We start from the raw sequence: 18,418 nt of genomic DNA on the forward strand, positions 1-18,418 counted from the left end.
AAAGCAGGACGGCCTCGGACGGCGCGCAAGGTGCGCCGCCGGAGGCCGGTGAGGGAGGCGCCGCGCCCAGATGCGGCGCGGTCAGGCCTTATGCGGAGGAATGCAAGGCTTCGGTGTCTTCGGTGGATTCGACGTCCGCCGGCACGGAGTTGATGTCAGCGTCTTTCTTGGCCTCGGGCGCCTTCCAGTCCAGCGGGGGGATCTCGAAGCGCGATTTCTTGCCGACCAATTGATGAGACATGAGCGTTCTCCCATTCAGAGCGCATGGCTTCCCCCGCACAAGCGCGATACGCAGGATTCAAGCGTGCCTTCGATGCGGTTCCATTGCTGGATACGGGGGGACATACGCGCGGGCGACGCTGGCAAACACGCAGCCGGGAGGTGTGCCCCGGCTGCAGCGAGGCAGCATGATTATGTTGTTTTTGCTGCCAATTGTTGTATTTTAGCATAATTTTGAATGAAATAGCCAGCGGATGCCGTGAATGTGATATCGGCACCCAATTGCCCGCCTGTTTTCTTCCGCTCTTGTCGCGCCACCGCCGTGCTCTGCGCGCGGCTTTTTTGCCTGTCGCAATCGACCCCGCATTGTGTCGCGATCGCCACTGCTGCGGCGGCTGGCGTCCCAATACACTGGTTGCTCCCCCCTACCCCCGGAGACCCATCGTGACTGCGCTACCCATCGAAGGCGGCTGCGACTGCGGCGCCGTCCGCTACCGCCTCTCCAGCCCGCCGATGTTCGTGCATTGCTGCCATTGCACGGTATGCCAGCGGCATTCGGGCACTGCGTTCGCCATGAACGCGCCCATCGAGTCCGACCGTTTGAAGCTGTTGCAAGGCGAGTTGAGCCGGCATCCCGCCGGCAAAACCGCGAACGATGGAGAGACTGTGGTCGTGGTGCGTTGCGCGGCCTGCGTCGGGCTGCTGTGGAGCTACCACCCGGCCTATGGCGAAGCCGTGGCGCTGGTGTATGCGGGCACGCTGGATCGCGCCGCGGACTTCCCGCCCGGCGCGCATTGCTTCGTGCGTTCCAAGCATCCGTGGCTGCGTCTTCCCGACGATGTGCCCGCCGCCGACGAGTTCTATGACATGGATGCCAGTTGGCCCGACGCCAGCAAACAGCGCCTTGAAGCGGCGCTTGCGCATGCCGACCGCAAGCCCTGGATACCGAAGGCCTGAGCCGCCGCCAGGAACCGGTGCGAGGCGCCGCGTGTTCCTAGGGATTTCCCCCGTTTTGTGCAGAAATAATGCGGTCCGGCGTTCCTTCCGAACTGTCTGAAAGCTGAACGGAAGTTTGGATTTCTAGACTCCCGCATTCATTGCACAGTCAGTTTTCGTTCAGACAAACGTCAGTCGAAAGCACAACAACGGGAGGAGAGACCATGCAATCCAAACGCAGCGCCGTGCGGCGCGAGGCGTGGGCCGCGGGCACGATGATCGTGCTGGGCCTGGGCGCTACAGCTGCAGTTCCCGCTGTTCCGCTGGGGTTGAGCCATGGACATACTGAACAATCTGATGCATGGGTTCTCCATTGCCTTCGCGCTGGACAATCTGATGTGGGCTGTTTTCGGCGTCTTCATGGGCAACCTGATCGGCGTGCTGCCCGGCATGGGCGTGCTGGCCGCGATCTCGATCCTGCTGCCGCTCACCTACACCATGCCGCCCACGGCGGCGCTGGTGATGCTTTCGGGCATCTATTACGGCTCGCAGTACGGGGGCGGCATTACGTCCATCATGCTGAACCTGCCCGGCACCGGTCCGACCATCGCCTCGTTCATTTCCTATGCGACGGAAAAGAAGGTGGCGCGCGAGCCGCGCCGGTTCGGCCGCGGCGCGATCGAAGGCATCGCGGGCCCGGAGGCCGCTACCAGCGCTTCTACGCAGACCAGTTTCATCCCGACCATGAGCCTGGGCATCCCCGGCGATCCGGTGATGGCGCTGATGCTGGGCGCGTTGATCATCCACGGCATCCAGCCGGGGCCGTAGATGATGGTGGAGCACGCCGACATGTTCTGGGGGCTGATCGCGAGCTTCTGGGTGGGCAACGTGCTGTTGCTGCTGTTGAACCTGCCGCTGATCGGCATGTGGGTGCGCCTGTTGACCGTGCCGTTCCGCTACCTGTTCCCCGCCGCGCTGTTCTTTGTCTGCGTCGGCGTCTACAGCACGAACAACAACCTGTTCGACGTTGCCATGGTCACGGTGTTCGGCGCGGCCGGCTATGCGCTGATCCGCTTGCGCTTCGAACCGGCGCCGCTGCTATTGGGTTTCGTGCTCGGGCCCATGGTCGAAGAGAACTTCCACCGCGCCCTGCTGCTCTCGCGCGGCGACCTGTCGATCTTCGTGTCGCGGCCGATCAGCCTGGGGTTCATCGCGGCGTGCGCCTGGCTGATCGCCCTGCTGGCGGTATCCGCGGCCAGGCAGCGCAAGGCTCGAGGCGGGCTCAGTTCGGAACCGGCCGCCTGATGATCAGGCGTCGGGATTGAACAATGGGCCGGCGCTGTGGCCGTCGATATGGCCCAGCGGCCGGCCCGGATCGAGCCGGTCGCGCACGCGCTGCTTCAGGATCTTGGCTTCAGGAAAACCGCCGTCGCTCTTGCGGTCCCAGATGAGGTCGCCGTTGTAGGTGATCTGGAACACGCCGCCGGTGCCGGGCTGCAGCACGACTTCGGCCAGGTCGGTCGAAAAGGTGGACAGCAGTTCCTGCGCCATCCAGGCTGCGCGCAGCAACCATTGGCATTGGGTGCAATAGAGGATGACGATGCGGGGTCGGAGGGCGGGCGCGTTCATGCAAGGAATTCTACCTCCCCTTCATGGATAATATCGGGTTTTCCCGGGTTCCCCATGAACCCCGAGCCCTGCCCATGAAGTCTGCATTATCTCCCCGTGGCCAACGCTGGCTGATCGGCCTCCTGATGGGGCTGGTCACGCTCACGCCGATGGGCATCGACATCTACCTCCCCTCGCTTCCCGCCATGGCGGAGGATTTTGGCCGGCCCGTCACCGCGCTCCAGGCCAGCATTACGCTGTTCATCTTCGCCGTGGGCGTGGGCCAGATGCTGATCGGGCCGCTTGCCGACCGCTACGGCCGGCGCCCCGTGGCGCTGGGCGGCGCACTGGCCTATCTGTTGGGCTCGGCGCTCGGCGCGGCCGCCAGCTCGCTGGACGTGTTCTACATCGCACGCGTCATCCAGGGCCTGGGCGCCTGCTCGGCATCGCTCGTTGCCTTCGCCGCGGTGCGCGACTGCTTCAGCCCGGCCGTGGGCGCGCGCGTCTACAGCTATCTGAATGGCGCGTTGTGCACCGTGCCCGCGCTGGCGCCCATGGTGGGCGGCGCGCTGGCGGTGCACGCGGGCTGGCGCAGCACCTTCATCTTCATGGTGGCGTTCGCGCTGGCGCTTGCGGGCCTGCTGGCCGGCCGTTTCGAGGAAACGCGGGCGGCCCCGGCCCGCCCGCAAGGCACGCTGTACAGCCTGCGCCGCTATGCGCCCATCGTGGCGAGCGGACGCTTCCTGTATTTCGCGGCCTTCGGCATGGCCGGCATGGCGATGATCCTCGTCTTCGTGTCGGCGGCCCCGGTGGTGCTGGTGCAGCAGCTGGGCTATTCCGAGCTGGGATTTTCCGCCTGGTTCGGCGGCAACGCGGCCATCAATATCGGCGCCTTCTTCCTCGCGCCCGCCTTCATCGCGCGTTTTGGCCGCCACACCATGGTGCGCGTGGGCATGGCCGCCCTGCTGCTGGCCGCCGCCATGCACCTGGCGGCCTGGCTGTGGCTGCCGCTGTCGGCGTGGATTTTCATGCTGCCGGTCGCCGTGCTGACGGTGGGCTTTTCGCTGGCGCTGGGCTCGGGCCTGAGCCTGGCCCTGGAACCCTTCGCCGAACGCGCGGGTACCGCGGCGGCGGTGTATGGCTTGTTCCAGATGAGCGGATCGGCGCTCATCGCCACGGTCCTGCTCGATAGCGGCATGCCGCCCCAGGCGGCAATGGCGCTGATCGGTGCGGCCGTCGTGGCTCCGCTGCTGTGCCTGTCGGCGGGCATGTCGCGCAAGCTGGCGGCGGGCTGATGCACGCGGCCCGGCCGGTTCCTTTTGATGGGAACAGGCCGTAGTATCCAGGGATACCCCATCCTGGAGGCAATATGAGCATCGAAGAAACGGCGGAACAGCCGATCCTGGCGCGCACCGACGAGGGCGGCGTCGTCACGCTGCGCTTGAACCGGCCCGGCCAATTCAACGCGCTTTCCGAGGCCATGCTGGCTGCCCTGCAGGCCGAGATCGACGCCCTGGCGCGCGACGCCGACGCGCGCTGTGTCGTGCTGGAATCCACGGGCCGGGCATTCTGCGCCGGCCACGACCTACGCGAAATGCGCAGCCAGCCTTCGCTGGATTACTACCGGGAGCTCTTCAGGAAGTGCGGCAGCGTCATGCAGGGATTGCAGGCGCTGCCCGTGCCCGTCATCGCCAAGGTGCGCGGCATCGCCACGGCGGCGGGCTGCCAGCTGGTGGCCAGCTGCGACCTGGCCGTCGCCGCCGACACGGCAACCTTCGCGGTGTCGGGCATCAACGTCGGGCTATTCTGCTCGACGCCCGCGGTGGCCTTGAGCCGCAACGTGTCGGCCAAGCGCGCGTTCGAAATGCTGGTGACGGCAAGGTTCATCGACGCGGCCCAGGCGCAGGACTGGGGCCTGATCAACGACGCCGTGCCGGACACGGCGCTCGACGGACGCGTGCAGGCCCTGGCGGACGACATCCTGGCGAAGAGCCCAAGCGCCATCCGCTACGGCAAGCGTATGTTCTACAAGCAGCGGCAAATGGCGCTGGCCGACGCGTATGACTACGCGGGGGACGTGATGGCCCGCAACATGATGGAGGCCGACGCTTGCGAAGGCATCGATGCTTTCCTGCAGAAGCGCCGGCCGCGCTGGCAGGCGCTAGGCCAGCAGTCCTAGCGCCCATCCGCCTGCGGCGGCGGCCAGCACCACCCACACGGGCGACCAGCGTGCGTAGACCAGCAGCGCGAACAGCAGCAGCGCCAGGGCAAAGTCGGCGCGGCCCAGGATGCCGCTGACCCAGACCGGGTCGTACAGGGCCGACAGCAGGATGCCCACCACGCTGGCGTTTACCCCGGCGATCATGTTGCGCACGGCGGGCCGCAGCCGCAGGCTTTCCCAGAACGGCAGAGCCGCCGCCACCAGCAACGCGCCGGGCAGGAAGATCGCGATCAGCAGCGCCAGCGCGCCCATCCAGCCGGACAAGGGCCCGGACGACATGGCGCCCAGGAACGCGGCGAAGGAAAACAGCGGGCCGGGCATGGCCTGCGCGGCGCCGTAGCCCGCCAGGAAGTCCCCATTGGACACCATGCCGCCGGCCACCGAAGCGGATTCCAGCAGGGGCAGCACTACGTGGCCGCCACCGAATACCAGGGCCCCCGCGCGGTAGAAGCCGGCCAGTTGCGCAGCCAGCGGCTGGCCGCTGAGTGCAGCCCAGGCTGGCAGCACCGCCAGCAGCAGCACGAACAGCGCCAGGGCAAGATAGCCCGCGCGGCGGGACACGCTTTGCTGTTCGGCGGCCAAGGAGGGCCGTGCCGGCACCTGGAGCGCGGCGGCCCCGATGACGGCGCCCAGCAGGATGGCGCCCAGCTGGCCCAGGGCGGTCGGCAGCGCCACGGTGATCAGCGCGGCGGCGATCGCCAGCCCGGCGCGAGGTCGGTCCGGACAGAGCGACCGGCCCATGCCCCATACCGCCTGCGCGATGATGGCGACCGCGGCGACCTTCAGGCCGTGGATGGCGCCGGATCCGGACAGCCAGCCGAATTGCGCCAGCCCCGCCGCGAACAGCACGAGCGCGAACGCGCTGGGCAGCGTGAACGCGATCCAGGCGGTAAGCATGCCCGCCCAGCCGGCGCGCTTGAGCCCGATGGCCATGCCGACCTGGCTGCTGGCCGGTCCGGGCAGGAACTGACAGAGCGCCACCAGATCCGAGTACGCGTAATCGTCGAGCCAACGGCGGCGCTCGACGAATTCATTGCGGAAATAAGCCAGATGCGCCACTGGCCCGCCGAAGGACGTCAGGCCCAGGCGCAGGAAGACCAGGAAAACTTCCAGACAGGAGCCCGGGCCGGACTCGACGCGGGTGGACGCCGCCGACTGGCTGGCGACATGTTCGTCATGGGGAGGAGGCAGCGGCATGGGACTTGGCTTCATCAACAGGCGGGGCATGCAGATCCAGCCCCGCTTCAAAGTTATAGCCGGGCGGCGTTGCAGATTCAACCGTCTGGGCGCCAAACATGGCCCAGATCGAAACACCATTCATGGCACTTCTGCACTAGGCCAACTGCCCGCATCCTGTCGGTTCGCAAGTTCTTGCGGCAACACCGATAGGTAGGAACATGACCCAACGATTGAATTACTTCGACATTTCGCCGGAAATCTCCAAGAAGTACCTGGACTTCAGCATCGCGCTGAAGCAGGCCCCCGCGGTCCGGGAGTTCGGCCATCTGGTCGACATCCGCGCCTCGCAGATCAACGGCTGCGGTTTTTGCCTCGACATGCACGTCAAGCAGGCCAAGATCGCGGGCGAGCGCGAACTGCGCCTGCACCACGTCGCCATTTGGCGCGAATCCACGCTGTTTTCGCCGCGCGAACGCGCCGCCCTCGCCTGGACCGAGGCCGTGACCACTCTGGCCGCGGATGGCGTGCCCGATGATATCTACCGCGCGGTGCGCGAGCAACTGTTGGAGACCGAACTCTCGGACCTGACGCTGCTGATCGTCGGGATCAACGGCTGGAACCGCCTGAACGTGGCATTCCGGACCGTGCCCGGTTCGGCCGATGCCGCCTACGGCCTCGGCAAGGCCGGGCTGCAATAAGCGCGCCCCGCGCGCCGGCCGGCGGCGCTACATCAAGGCCCGGATGCGCAGGCCCAGTTCGCGGGCCTGCGCCTCGGATACGATATTGGTGAAGCTGAGCAGCAGCGCCGATTGCCCGTCCGGCTCCGCGTACCAGCGCGACAGCGCTTCCCCGAACAGCCCCTGCTCCAGCATCCGCGACGCCAGGCGCCGGTCGGCCAGGGGCTCTTCCAGCCGCGCCACCAGGTGCATGCCGCCCGGTTGCGGCTCGATCCGCATGCGCGTCCCGAGCGCGGCCGCCAGGCCCGCGGCGGCGGCGTCGTGCCGCTCCGCGTAGAGCCTGCGCATGCGCTGGATATGGCGGCCGAAATGCCCCTCGGCCATGAACGCGCCCAGGATCGCCTGCGTCAGGCCCGGCGCGCCGCCAGTCAGCCAGCAGATCTGCTCGAAGCGCGCGGCCTGGGCCTCGGGCACCACCAGATAGGCCAGCCGCAGGCCAGGAAACAGCACCTTGCTGAACGTTCCCGCGTACAGCACGCGCCCTTGCGTATCCAGGCTCTTCAAGGCGGGCAAAGGACGGCTGACGTAGCGGTACTCGCCGTCGTAATCGTCCTCCACGATCCAGCTCCCGTTGCGTTCCGCCCAATCCAGCAGCGCCTGCCGCCGCGGCAGCGACAAGGACATACACAGCGGGCTTTGATGGGCGGGCGTCACGACCGCCCCGCGGGCCCGCGGCGCCCGTTCGATGCCTGCGCCCACGACAAGGCCGTCGGAATCCACGGGCACGGGCGCCGGCCGCAGGCGCGCCTGTTCCAGCAGGAACCGCGTCGGCGGATAGCCTGGATCTTCCATCCACACCTGGTCGCCCGGCTGGAACAGGGCCTGCAGGACCAGCCGCATGGTGTGGTTGTAGCCCGATGTGATGAACACCTGCGAAGGCTGGCAATGAATGCCGCGCGCCACTTGCAGGTAGGCCGCCGTCGCGCTGCGCAAGGCCGGCAGCCCGCCGCTGGGCGGATAGGTAAGCGCCGGCGCCTGCAATCCCCGCAATTGCCTGGCCCCGAGCCGAGCCCAGAGCTTGCGCGGAAACGCGTCCAGGGCGGGCAGCCCCATCTGGAAAGGCAGGATGCCCGACGAGCGCGGCCAGGCGAGTTCGTCGCGCACGGGCGCGGTGGACGGCTGCGCGGCCGGCGCGGCAGCCTGCGGCTGCAGGTCGGGCGACACCACCGTGCCGGCCTGCCCGCGCGCCTGGATATAGCCCTCGGAGGCGAGCAGCGAATACGCGACTTCGACCGTGCCCCGCGCCACGCCCAGTTCCTTGGCCAGCGCCCGCGCGGACGGAATGCGGTCGCCCGGCTTGAGGGTGCCGTGGGCGATGGCGCCGCGGAATCGCTCATAGACCTGGCGGTACAAGGGGTCGGCGCCGCCGGCCGGCGGGATCTCGGCAATCGCTTGGATCATGGCATAGTCAAAAATTCATTTTATGGCCCTTCAAATTATGGCATGCGTTGCCTACCATGGCTTCCATGACACACGACAACGACACCCCCCTGCGCCATCTCGAAACACCGGAAGCGCTGCGCGCCTGCCTGCCGCTGATGCGGGAACTGCGGCCCCACCTGACGGACGACGCCGATTTCGTCGAACGCATCGGCCGCATGCGGCATGAACGCTATCGCGTGCTGGCCGCCATGCACGAGGGCCAGGCCGTGGCGCTGGCCGGCTACCGGTTCCAGGAAAACCTGATCTACGGCCGCTTTCTCTACGTGGACGATCTGGTGGTGTCTCCTGCCCGCCGGGGCGAACGCTGGGGCGCGCGGCTGCTGGAGGCCCTGGAGGATCTCGCGCGCGGCGCCGGCTGCACCCAGCTGGTGCTGGACACCGGCCTGGGCAACGCCCTGGCGCAGCGCTTTTATTTCCGGCAAGGTCTGTTGACCCGCGCCATTCGATTCAGCAAGCAACTGGGAACATCCGCAGCATGAGCATCCTACGCATCGTTTGCAGCCCGCGCGGCCGCGCCTCCGAAAGCTATCGCCTGTCGCAATGCATCGTCGACCGGATCGCCGGCGCGGCGCCAGGAAGGCCGCCGGCCGTGATGGACATCGACGCCAACGCCCTGCTCCACGTCGACCCGGACTACGCCGCCGCCTTGAGCTCGCCGCTGGACCCGGCGGCCGCAACGCTCGGCCGCGGCGCGCTGGCCCAGTCGGCGGGCCTGATCCAGTCCCTGCAAGACGCCCGCCACCTTGTCATCGCCACGCCGATGCACAACTTCACCGTGCCTTCTTCCTTGAAGGCCTGGATCGATCACGTCGTGCGGGTGCGCCATACCTTCCGCATCACGCCCGAAGGCAAGATCGGCAACCTCGCCGACCGTCCGGTATATGTCGCGATCTCGTCGGGCGGAGAGTTCTCGGGCGACGGCGCGCAGCGCCAGCCCGACTTCCTGACGCCGTATCTCAGGCACGTGCTGGGCACGATCGGCCTTGCGGACGTGACATTCTTCTCGGTCGAGGGCACTGCGCGCGGCCCCGCCGCGCTCGCAGCGGCGCGCGCGAAGGCCGAGGCCGACATCGCGGCGCACGCGTTCGGCGCACGCGCGATCGCGGCGTAGTACGGGCAGGCCATTGCGCGCTCACCAGGCCGGCCTCATCCCTATGGATACCCCCTTCGTGCAAGCGGATCCGGCCGTTTGCTGGATTTAATCGGGGCGCATTGACACTGCCGAATGGCGGGCACTACGCTTTTTTGCGGAACGCCTTCCTGCTCTGGATTGCGGCCTATTCCGTCATTCCGACTTTCGTGCGGGAGCGTGCCATGACCTTGCATCGACCGGGCCTTTTCGTTGCCGCCGCCCTGGCGCTGTATGCCTTGGCTGCGCCGCGCGCCGACGCCGCTTGCAACGACAAGAAAATAATGGCCATGGCCAAGGACGGGCGTTCGGCGAAAACCATCGCCAAGGCCTGCGGCATGCCCGCCGCCAAGGTGCGCGGCGTGATCGAAGCGCAAGCCGAGGACGACGCGCCGCCGGCCGCTGCCCCGGCTCAGGCCGAGCGAGCGCAACGGACCATCCCCGCGCAACGCCCGGCAAAGACCCAGCAGGCCGAGGCGGCCGACAAGCTGCCGTCCGGCAGCGGCCTCGCGCTCTGCGATTGCCAGGGCTCAGTGCCTTATGGCGACAAGGCGCCGGAACTGCGCTGCCGCAGCGGCACGTCCATCGCGACGCCATGCGCGGGATACTGCCCGCCCAGCGGCATCGCGCCGTGGCGGCGGATATGCAGCTAAGGCCGCGAGCCTGCCGCGCTGCATGGCATTGCACGGCCTCTAGCGGCCGCTGCCGGGCATGAACCACCGGTAATACGCATTGCCGCCGTCGTCGCGCGCGTTCCAGTTCGATATCGGCGCGCAGGCCATCCGCCGCGCCTCGCACTGGCGGCTCGGTCCGCAGGGTTACCCAGGTCGCAAGCAAGGCCCCCGCCGACGGAATGCCCGCGGCCTTGAGCGCCGCGGCGGTATCCGGCTGGCCGTAGCGCGCCTGGATGCGCGCGGCGTCGAGCTCCAGGGGCTGCAGAGATCCGACCAGCAGCATTTCGTGGAGCTCGCTGGTCCACAACTGCGCATGGGGAAAGACGTCGATAAAACTCGCTACCAGCGCGCGCGTGTCCTCTTCGTTCTGGGTGGGCAGCGGCAGCCACTGCGCCACGCTGCCCTGCGGCGCCAGCCGGTTCGCGGCCAGGCGGTAGAAGTCGCGGGAATACAGGTTGACCACGCCCGCGGCGGATGGCGGCGGCGGCTCCAGCGTGATCAGGTCCCAGCGTTCGGCGCTGGCCTGGAGTTCGCGCCGGCCGTCGCGCAGGCGCTTGTCCAGCCCGGGGTCCGTCGCGGCCTGGAACCGCGGGGCGGCGCGCAGCACGGCCGGCAGCATTTCCGCGGGGAAGCGACGCCGAGGGGGCCGCGGTCAGCCTGCCTGGACGGCCCCTTGCTCGATCGGGCTGGCGCGGACCTGGTCAATACGCAAACCCTCGCGGCGGGTCACTTCGAAGCGCCAGTCCCGCCACGCAATCGCATCGCCCGTTTCGGGGATCCGGCCGCCTGCGCGCAACAGGCAGCCAGCCAGGGTGGCGTCCGGGTAGTCGTCGGCCAGCGCGGGCGCTTCCAGCAGGCGCGCGGCTTCACCCACCGCCAGCCGTCCGTCCAGCAGCCACGAACCGTCGGACAGCTGCAAGGCCTCGGAATGGTCTTCCTGATGCTCGGGCAGATCGCCCGCCACCGCGGTCAGCACGTCCATGGGCGTGACCAGGCCTTCGCATACTCCGTGCTCGTCCACCACGATCAGCATGTGATCGCACGAGGCGCGCAGCGCGTCCAGCACCTTGAGCACCGGCATCGTCTCCATGACATAGCGCGGCTCGCGCGCAAGTTCCACCAGGTCGATCGGGCCCGGATTCTGCAGCAGCGGCAGCACGTCCTTGAAATGCAGCACGCCCAGCACGTTGCCCGGCTCGCCCGCGCACAGCGGCAGGCGCGAGTGGCCGGAGCCGAATTTGCGCACGATGGCCTGCGGCGTGTCCGCCACGTCCAGCCAGGTGATGTCGCCGCGCGGCACCATGATGGAACGCACATCCCGTCCGCCGATGGACAGCACCCGCTCGATCATGGTGCTTTCCTCGGGCGCGAACGCGGGTTCGTCGTCCGCGCCGTCGACCAGCGCGACGACTTCGTCCACCTGCCCGCCCGCCTGGCCGGCGGGCTTGGCGCGCAGCAGGCGCAACACGGCCTGCGCCGTGCGCTGCCGGCGTCCCAGGGCATGCGTGCCTTTGGCCCGGTTGCGGCGCGCCAGTTGATTGAACAGTTCGATCAGGATCGAGAAGCCGATGGCGGCATACAGGTAGCCCTTGGGCACATGGAACCCCAGGCCTTCGGCCACCAGGCTGAAACCGATCATCAAGAGCAGGCCCAGGCACAGGATCACGACCGTGGGGTGGCGCGCGACAAACCCCATCAGCGGCCGGCTGGCCAGCATCATGACCGCCATCGCCACCACCACCGCAATCATCATGATGCTCAGGTCCTGCACCATGCCTACCGCGGTAATCACGGAGTCCAGCGAGAACACGGCGTCCAGCACGACGATCTGCAGAATTACCTGCCAGAACACCGCATGCTGCGGCTTATTGCCTGTGTCGTGGGCGGCGCTGCCCTCCACGCGCTCATGCAGTTCCATCGTGCCCTTGAAGAGCAGGAACAGGCCGCCCAGGATCAGGATCAGGTCGCGGCCGGATATCTCCGCGCCCAGCAGCGTGAACAGGGGTTCGGTCAGCGTGACGACCCAGGCGATGCTCGCCAGCAGGCCCAGGCGCATAACCATTGCCAGCGTCAGGCCGATCAAGCGCGCGCGGTTGCGCTGCGCCGGCGGCAGCTTGTCCGCCAGGATGGCGATGAACACCAGGTTGTCGATACCCAGCACAATTTCAAGCACGACCAGCGTCGCCAGGCCGAGCCAGGCGGTGGGGTCGGTCATCCAATCGAAAATCATCAAAGTTCCACGGAAAGCGTGACAGGAGGCGGCGAGACGCCGTCTGGATCCACAGGCAAACGATGCGGCGGGCGCGGCCGCGCAACGGCGGCGGCCCGCGGGGCGGCGAGCGGCGGAGCGCGGCAACCCAGGCGCGGCGTGACCGCCGTGGACAGGAGGGGATCGTTGGACAAGCACGCGGCGCAGGCCGGGGCTTTGCGGGGATGGGGTATTGGGCGCCAGCGGGGTCGCGGCGCCGCCCTAGGTGGGGGGTCTTCGGTCATAGATGGCGGACGGCCCGGGCTGCCGGGGCAGCATTGCGGCGGCGCATCCACCTTGCTCTCTTTCTTACTGGAACCTGAATCTTACCTGAAATCAGTCAGGGACCGCATGAAGGCCCGCCGCAAACCTCATGATTTTGTTGGTATTTACCCTAATGGCCGGTATACTCGCCGCACTTTCAACCCCCTAGAGATCAACGTGGACAACGACGGATGTAGTCGCAACACGACTGCAAGCGCCGCTTGACGCAGGATCCGCGGACCTGATCCGCGCCGGTCCTGCCCAAGCCAGGACCCGGCACCGCGGCCTCGATGCATTCGGCATCCCGGCCGCCAGCCCTTCCCTTACCGCTTACCGACGCGATACGCCGGCATTGCCGCGCGCGTATCCGGCGGGTCCGGCGGCGCATGCATGCGGACCTTCCCCGTGCTCCCCCACCAAGGAGACGATCATGCGCGCCCAGCAATTCCTTTCTTGCCAATTCACCATTGTGAGCCTGTGCCGGCAACACAAGGCCGGCGCCTCCATCGCGGCGCTGGCCGCCTGATCCCCGCCCCGGCAAGGAGAACACAATGAAAAACTTCGAAAGCATCCAGTTCCTGCCGCTGGCCAATACGCTGGTCAGCCTGCTCACCGCCTTCGTCCTGGGCGCCGTCGTCGGATTCGAACGCCAGTTCCGGCAACGCACGGCCGGGCTGCGCACCAACGTGCTGGTCGCGGTGGGCGCGGCGATCTTCGTGGACATGGCGTTTCGGGTGGGCGGCGCGGACGGCGGATCGCGCGTCATCTCCTACGTGGTGTCGGGGGTGGGTTTCCTGGGCGCGGGGGCCATCATGCGCGAAGGCGGCAGCATCCGCGGACTGAACACCGCGGCCACCCTCTGGGGGTCGGCGGCGATCGGCGCCTGCGCCGGCGCGTCGTTGATGCTGGAGGCCGTGGCGGCCACCGCATTCGTGCTTGCGGCCAACACCTTGCTTCGCCCGGTCGTCAGCTACGTCAACCGCCAGCCGGTCGATTCGCAGACGACGGAAGTCACCACGGTCGTACACCTCATCACGAATACGGACCAGCGCCAGGCCGCCATGATGGTGCTGGAGGACGTGCTGGAGTCCGAGCAGCTGCCGCTGTCGGAACTGAAGATCGACCAGTTCGGCGAGAACGAAGTGGAAATCGAGGCGGCCCTCAGCGAGGCCTCCGTGGACGAACTTGACCTGGACCGAGTGGTCGCCAGCATCGCCGCCTCGCCCGCCGTACGCACGGCGTTCTGGGCGGCACGCGCCGTGTGAGTGCATAATAGGCGCCGATCATGCGCCGCCCCTTGAACCCCTACGCCCGGAACACCGCCAGTTTGTGGCTGGTCACGGTGCTGTTCATGCTGAAGGCGCTGGTGCCGCAAGGCTTCATGCCCGCCACCCAGCAAGGCGGCACGTTGATACAGCTGTGCTCGGCCGCTGGCCCGATCTGGGTTGCCGGCCCCGGCAAGCCGGCTGACGCGCCGGACGAGCGCCACGCGGCGCAGGCCGCCAGCTGCCCCACGGGCATGGCGCTGGCGGCGGTCGCTCTGCCGCCTTCTCCGGTCCTGGTGGCCGCGGCCGCGTCCATCATGGCCCATCCGCTGGCGCCGCGCGCGCCGCCGGCCCAGGCCCAGTCTTCCGCCTTCGGCGGGCCCCTGGGGGCCCGCGCCCCGCCCTTCCTCCCGGTATTGCGCTAGGGCCTGTGCAGCGCGCCATGCGGCGCGTGCGGGCCCTGGATCACCGCCGCCTTCCCTGGCGGCAATCCTTGGCTTACCGAGAGCAACCATGTCTTCTACCTTCGCCAGGACGCAACGCGTCCTGAAGCGCCGCGCGGCCGTCTGGACCGCGCTCGCCTTCATGCCCGCGCTGGCTCCCGCGCACGCCCAGAACGCGCCCGTCGCCACGCTGCCCAGCATCTCCGTTTCCGGCGACGCCGATCCCCTTACGCTGCTGGAATCGACCGGTACCGGCACGCTGCTGGGGTTGACGCCCTTCGAAACGCCGGCCAGCATCGACATCATCAGCAATGAACAGCTGCGCGAGCGCGGCGCCGTCACCGTCACCGACGCGATCACCCAGGCCGCCGGGATCAGCGCCATGCGCCACCCGGGCAACGGCGGCTCGTCGCTGTCTTCGCGCGGCTTCACCGATTCCAACTCGGTCGCCCAGCTCTACGACGGGGTGCGCCAGTACGGCGGCGTCGGCCAGACCTTCATCTACGATCCCTGGGCCGTGGACCGCATCGAAGTGCTGCGGGGACCGGCCTCCGTGCTGTACGGCGAAGGCGCCATCGGCGGCGTGGTCAACGTCATTCCGAAGAAGCCCACCCGCGGGCCGATCGAGAACGAGATTCAGGCGACCGTGGGCACGCACGATACCCAGCGCTTCGGCTTCGGCAGCGGCGGCGCGCTGGATGATAAGTGGTCGTACCGGCTGGACGTCAGCGGCAACCACAGCGACGCCGGCATCAGCCTGGGTGGCTCGCGCGACGCCGCCATCACCGCCGCGCTCCGGCTGGACGTGTCGCCCGCGCTGAACTTCACGCTGACGCAGGCCTATGCCTGGCAGGAGCCCACCCGCTATTTCGGCACGCCGCTGGTGGATGGCACGATGGATTACTCGCTGCGCAAGCAGAACTACAACGTGGCCGACAGCAAAATCATCTACCGTGACAGCCGCACGGAGTTGAAAGCGGAGTGGTCGCCCAACCCGGCGGCCCTGGTGCGAAGCCGCGTGTATTACATCGGCAGCGACCGCGACTACCGCGATGTGGAGAACTACGCCTGGGTGCCGGGCGGCATGATCCAGCGCACCGGCTATACCGAGATCGGCCACGACCAGGAACAGGCCGGCGCCATCACCGACGCCACCTTCGACGGCCATCTGCTGGGCCTGGCGAACAAGGTGGCGGTGGGTTTCGAACTGAACCGCGCGTCGCTCAAGCACACCAACAACTCGCCCTATTCCGGGACGTCGCTGGTGGACCCGTATGACGTTGACCACGGACGCTTTATCAACATCGCGGGCACGACGCCGCGTTACCGCAATACCGCCACCCAGTATGCGCTGTTCGCGGAAGACCGGCTGATGCTGACGCCGTCATGGTCGTTGCTGGGCGGCGTGCGCTACGACCACATCGACCTGAAACGGCGCGACCTGGTTGCGGACGAAACCGCCTTCCGCACCACCTTCACCAACGTCGGCTGGCGCATCGGCACGGTCTACGACGTGCTGCCCACCCTGTCCGTCTACGGCCAGTATGCGCAGGCCGCGGACCCTATCGGCAGCCTCCTGCTGCTATCGCCCGCCAACAAGAACTTCGATCTGTCGGAAGGCAAGCAAGTGGAAATCGGCGTCAAGCAGACGTTCTGGGACGACAAGGGGCAATGGACGCTGGCGGCCTACCATATCCGCAAGAACAATCTGGTGACGCGCGACCCGAACGATCCGTCGCTGCGCATCCAGGTCGGCGAGCAGTCCTCGCGGGGCCTGGAAGCCACCCTGGGCGTGGCGCTGTCGCCCGCCTGGCGGCTGGATCTCAACGCCGTGGCGCTGCGGGCGCGCTACGACGATTTCAGCGAATCGGTCAACGGCGTCAGTGTGTCGCGCAACGGGAATGTGCCCACCGACGTGCCCGAACGCGTGGCCAACGCCTGGATCAGCTGGAAGTTCGCGCCCCAGTGGACGGCCAGCGCCGGCCTGCGCTACGTGGGCAAGCGCTACGCGGATGCCGCCAACCGGCTGGAAATGGCGGGCTACACCACCACCAACCTTGCGTTGCTGTGGGAGCCCCGCCGCGATCTGAGCCTGGCCCTGCGCGCGTTCAACGTGTTCGACCGCGAGTACGCGGAAACCGCGTACTACAACCAGACGCAATGGCTGCTGGGCGAAGGCCGGCGCGTAGAGCTGAGCGCGAACTACCGCTTCTGACGCGGGCCGGGGCCGGCCCCAGGATTCAGGCCGCTGCGCGCAGCGCGACAGCGGCCGGATCCCAGCGGCGACCCGGCACGGCGGCCAGCAAGGCCTGCGTATAGGGATGCGCGGGCCGGTTGAACACCTCGGCGCACGGCCCGGCTTCCACCACGCGGCCGTTCTTCATGACGGCGACGTCGTCGCAGACCTGCGCGGCCACCCGAAGGTCGTGGGTGATGAACAGGATGGACAGCCCCAGCTGTTCGCGCAGACGGGCCAACAGGGCCAGCACCTGCGCCTGGACCGAGACGTCCAGCGCGGACACCGGCTCATCCGCGATCAATACTTGCGGCCGCATGGCCAGCGCGCGCGCCAGGCCGATGCGCTGGCGCTGCCCGCCCGAGAACTCATGCGGATAGCGCTGCAAGGCGTCGGGCGACAGGCCGACGAGTTCGAACAATTCCCGCGCGCGCGCCAGCGCCTCGGCGCGCGGCGTCCCATGCACGATCGGCCCGCGCGCCACGATGTCGCCCACGCGCTGGCGGGGATTCAAGGAGCCGTAGGGATCCTGGAACACCATCTGCACGCGCCTGGCATGGGCACGCCGCGCTGCCGCGCCCTTGAACGCCAGGGGTTCCCCGGCCAGCGTGATGCCGCCCGCATCGGGCGGCGCCAGGCCGAGCAAGGCGCGCGCCAGCGTGGACTTGCCCGAGCCGCTTTCCCCGACGATGCCCAGCGTGGCGCCTTGCCGCAAGGCCAGCGTCACGCCGTCCAGCGCCCGGGTCTCGCGGCCCGGGCGGCCCAGCCAGCCGCGCTTCCGGTAGGTCTTGGTCAGGCCTTGCGTGTCCAGGATGATAGGGGTGCCGGCGCCGGGCGCAGGCCTGGCCGTGGCGACGGACAGCGGCGGCACGGCGCCGATCAGGGCGCGCGTGTAGGGATGCCGCGGATGCTCGAGCACCTGCTGCGCGGTTCCGCTTTCCACCAATTCGCCCCGTTGCATCACCGCGACACGATCGGCGATTTCGGCCACCACGCCGAAGTCATGCGTAATGAACAGCACGGCCGTGCCCTTGCGGCGCTGCAGGTCGTGGATGAGGCGCAGGATCTGCGCCTGCGTCGTTACGTCCAGCGCCGTGGTGGGCTCGTCGGCGATCAGCAGCGCCGGTTCCAGCGCCAGCGCCATGGCGATCATGGCCCGCTGGCGCTGCCCGCCGGACAGCTCGTGCGGGTACGCGCCCAGCGCCTGGGCGGGGTCCGGCAGGCGCACCGATTCCAGCAGTTCCAGCGTGCGCCGCCGGATCTCGGCGCGCGGCAGGCGCGCATGGGTGCGGAAAACCTCGCCGATTTGGTCGCCGATCGTACGCAAGGGGTTCAGTGCCGTCATCGGCTCCTGGAAGATCATGCCGATGCGCTTGCCCCGCAGCCGCCGCAGCGCGTCCGGCGGCAGCCGCAGCAGGTCCTGCCCTTCCCACAGCACCTGTCCGGCGCTGGCACGCACGCCTTGCGGCAGCAGCCCGAGAATGGCGCCGGCCGTCAGGGACTTGCCCGACCCGCTTTCACCGACCACGCACAGGATTTCACCGGCGTGCACCGACAGCGATAGCTTGTTGAGCGCGTGGGGCCGGTCCGCGCCGAGCGGCAGGTCCACGGTAAGGTCGTCGATGCGCAGCAATTCGGCCATGAGCGTTCCGCAGGAAAGAGCAGCGGATGATAGGCCCGCGCGCGCGGGCCTGGAAATTCCCATTTCTCATTTGCTCATGCGCTATGCGACGCCCGCGGAAAATCGCCTGGGGCGGCCCGGCGCGTGTTACGCGCGTTTACGTATCGGGCACACGGTTTGCTCCGCTCATTGGAA

17 protein-coding genes and 2 pseudogenes are annotated in these 18,418 nt (G+C 68.0%); 11 read left to right on the plus strand and 8 right to left on the minus strand.

Features of this window, described 5'->3' with window-relative positions:
* Positions 1-88 precede the first annotated feature (88 nt).
* On the minus strand, positions 89-241 hold the full coding sequence (locus AGI3411_RS30105; protein WP_165359171.1) for a hypothetical protein: 153 nt from the start codon (positions 239-241) through the stop codon (positions 89-91).
* 422 nt (positions 242-663) lie between these two features.
* On the opposite strand from AGI3411_RS30105, the gene AGI3411_RS13830 reads away from it, so the two are divergent.
* Together AGI3411_RS13830 and AGI3411_RS13840 are read left to right on the plus strand one after the other, a co-directional pair.
* Positions 664-1,176 carry a GFA family protein gene (locus AGI3411_RS13830; protein WP_244240352.1) on the plus strand — a complete coding sequence of 171 codons (513 nt, stop codon included), beginning with the start codon at positions 664-666 and terminating at the stop codon, positions 1,174-1,176.
* 315 nt (positions 1,177-1,491) lie between these two features.
* A pseudogene (locus AGI3411_RS13840) lies at positions 1,492-2,460 on the plus strand (tripartite tricarboxylate transporter permease).
* A gap of 3 nt (positions 2,461-2,463) precedes the next feature.
* Here the strand turns inward: AGI3411_RS13840 and AGI3411_RS13845 are convergent.
* Positions 2,464-2,784 (minus strand): Rdx family protein, encoded by a 321-nt coding sequence (locus AGI3411_RS13845; RefSeq protein WP_129527940.1) that lies wholly within the window; start codon positions 2,782-2,784, stop codon positions 2,464-2,466.
* Between the two features lie 74 nt (positions 2,785-2,858).
* Here AGI3411_RS13845 and AGI3411_RS13850 point away from each other — a divergent pair, with 74 nt between their 5' ends.
* Together AGI3411_RS13850 and AGI3411_RS13855 are read left to right on the plus strand one after the other, a co-directional pair.
* Positions 2,859-4,058 carry a multidrug effflux MFS transporter gene (locus tag AGI3411_RS13850; RefSeq protein WP_129527941.1) on the plus strand — a complete coding sequence of 400 codons (1,200 nt, stop codon included), beginning with the start codon at positions 2,859-2,861 and terminating at the stop codon, positions 4,056-4,058.
* Between the two features lie 74 nt (positions 4,059-4,132).
* The gene (locus AGI3411_RS13855) at positions 4,133-4,942 is read left to right on the plus strand and encodes an enoyl-CoA hydratase (RefSeq protein ID WP_129527942.1); all 810 of its coding nucleotides are present in this window, start codon (positions 4,133-4,135) and stop codon (positions 4,940-4,942) included.
* Here AGI3411_RS13855 and chrA read toward each other — a convergent pair.
* Entirely contained in the window at positions 4,925-6,181 is a 1,257-nt protein-coding gene (chrA, locus tag AGI3411_RS13860; RefSeq protein WP_129527943.1) for a chromate efflux transporter, read from the minus strand. The two genes, AGI3411_RS13855 and chrA, sit on opposite strands and share 18 nt — an antisense overlap.
* Complete coding sequence (locus AGI3411_RS30110) at positions 6,159-6,305, minus strand: hypothetical protein (protein WP_165359172.1); 147 nt, start codon at positions 6,303-6,305, stop codon at positions 6,159-6,161. The genes chrA and AGI3411_RS30110 overlap by 23 nt, the downstream gene beginning before the upstream one ends.
* Before the next feature lie 76 nt (positions 6,306-6,381).
* Between AGI3411_RS30110 and AGI3411_RS13865 the strand changes: the two genes are divergently transcribed.
* Complete coding sequence (locus AGI3411_RS13865) at positions 6,382-6,861, plus strand: carboxymuconolactone decarboxylase family protein (RefSeq protein ID WP_129527944.1); 480 nt, start codon at positions 6,382-6,384, stop codon at positions 6,859-6,861.
* A gap of 27 nt (positions 6,862-6,888) precedes the next feature.
* Here the strand turns inward: AGI3411_RS13865 and pdxR are convergent, their stop codons facing one another.
* Complete coding sequence (gene pdxR / locus AGI3411_RS13870) at positions 6,889-8,301, minus strand: MocR-like pyridoxine biosynthesis transcription factor PdxR (protein WP_129527945.1); 1,413 nt, start codon at positions 8,299-8,301, stop codon at positions 6,889-6,891.
* A 65-nt stretch (positions 8,302-8,366) separates the two neighbouring features.
* On the opposite strand from pdxR, the gene AGI3411_RS13875 reads away from it, so the two are divergent.
* The 3 genes from AGI3411_RS13875 to AGI3411_RS13885 all read left to right on the plus strand — a co-directional run bounded on the left by AGI3411_RS13875 (position 8,367) and on the right by AGI3411_RS13885 (position 10,125).
* Positions 8,367-8,822, plus strand: a complete 456-nt coding sequence (locus tag AGI3411_RS13875; protein ID WP_129528043.1) for a GNAT family N-acetyltransferase — start codon at positions 8,367-8,369, stop codon at positions 8,820-8,822.
* Complete coding sequence (locus AGI3411_RS13880; RefSeq protein ID WP_129527946.1) at positions 8,819-9,454, plus strand: FMN-dependent NADH-azoreductase; 636 nt, start codon at positions 8,819-8,821, stop codon at positions 9,452-9,454. The genes AGI3411_RS13875 and AGI3411_RS13880 overlap by 4 nt, the downstream gene beginning before the upstream one ends.
* A 203-nt stretch (positions 9,455-9,657) precedes the next feature.
* The gene (locus AGI3411_RS13885) at positions 9,658-10,125 is read left to right on the plus strand and encodes a hypothetical protein (protein WP_129527947.1); all 468 of its coding nucleotides are present in this window, start codon (positions 9,658-9,660) and stop codon (positions 10,123-10,125) included.
* Positions 10,126-10,282: 157 nt separating this feature from the next.
* On the opposite strand, the pseudogene AGI3411_RS30380 reads toward AGI3411_RS13885, so the two are convergent.
* Both AGI3411_RS30380 and AGI3411_RS13895 read right to left on the minus strand, forming a co-directional pair.
* Positions 10,283-10,783: pseudogene (locus AGI3411_RS30380) on the minus strand (spermidine synthase); the annotation flags it as partial.
* Positions 10,784-10,798: 15 nt separating this feature from the next.
* The gene (locus AGI3411_RS13895) at positions 10,799-12,376 is read right to left on the minus strand and encodes a TerC family protein (protein WP_129527948.1); all 1,578 of its coding nucleotides are present in this window, start codon (positions 12,374-12,376) and stop codon (positions 10,799-10,801) included.
* Positions 12,377-13,209: 833 nt separating this feature from the next.
* On the opposite strand from AGI3411_RS13895, the gene AGI3411_RS13900 reads away from it, so the two are divergent.
* The 3 genes from AGI3411_RS13900 to AGI3411_RS13910 all read left to right on the plus strand — a co-directional run bounded on the left by AGI3411_RS13900 (position 13,210) and on the right by AGI3411_RS13910 (position 16,581).
* Complete coding sequence (locus tag AGI3411_RS13900; RefSeq protein WP_129527949.1) at positions 13,210-13,923, plus strand: MgtC/SapB family protein; 714 nt, start codon at positions 13,210-13,212, stop codon at positions 13,921-13,923.
* Positions 13,924-13,943: 20 nt separating this feature from the next.
* On the plus strand, positions 13,944-14,348 hold the full coding sequence (locus AGI3411_RS13905) for a DUF2946 family protein (protein ID WP_129527950.1): 405 nt from the start codon (positions 13,944-13,946) through the stop codon (positions 14,346-14,348).
* Positions 14,349-14,436: 88 nt separating this feature from the next.
* Positions 14,437-16,581, plus strand: a complete 2,145-nt coding sequence (locus AGI3411_RS13910) for a TonB-dependent receptor (protein WP_129527951.1) — start codon at positions 14,437-14,439, stop codon at positions 16,579-16,581.
* Positions 16,582-16,606: 25 nt separating this feature from the next.
* On the opposite strand, the gene AGI3411_RS13915 is transcribed toward AGI3411_RS13910, so the two are convergent.
* Positions 16,607-18,244: an ABC transporter ATP-binding protein gene (locus tag AGI3411_RS13915; protein ID WP_129527952.1), complete on the minus strand. Its 1,638-nt coding sequence runs from the start codon at positions 18,242-18,244 to the stop codon at positions 16,607-16,609.
* Positions 18,245-18,418 lie beyond the last annotated feature (174 nt).

The organism is Achromobacter agilis (assembly GCF_900496965.1).
Lineage (GTDB): Bacteria > Pseudomonadota > Gammaproteobacteria > Burkholderiales > Burkholderiaceae_B > Achromobacter > Achromobacter agilis.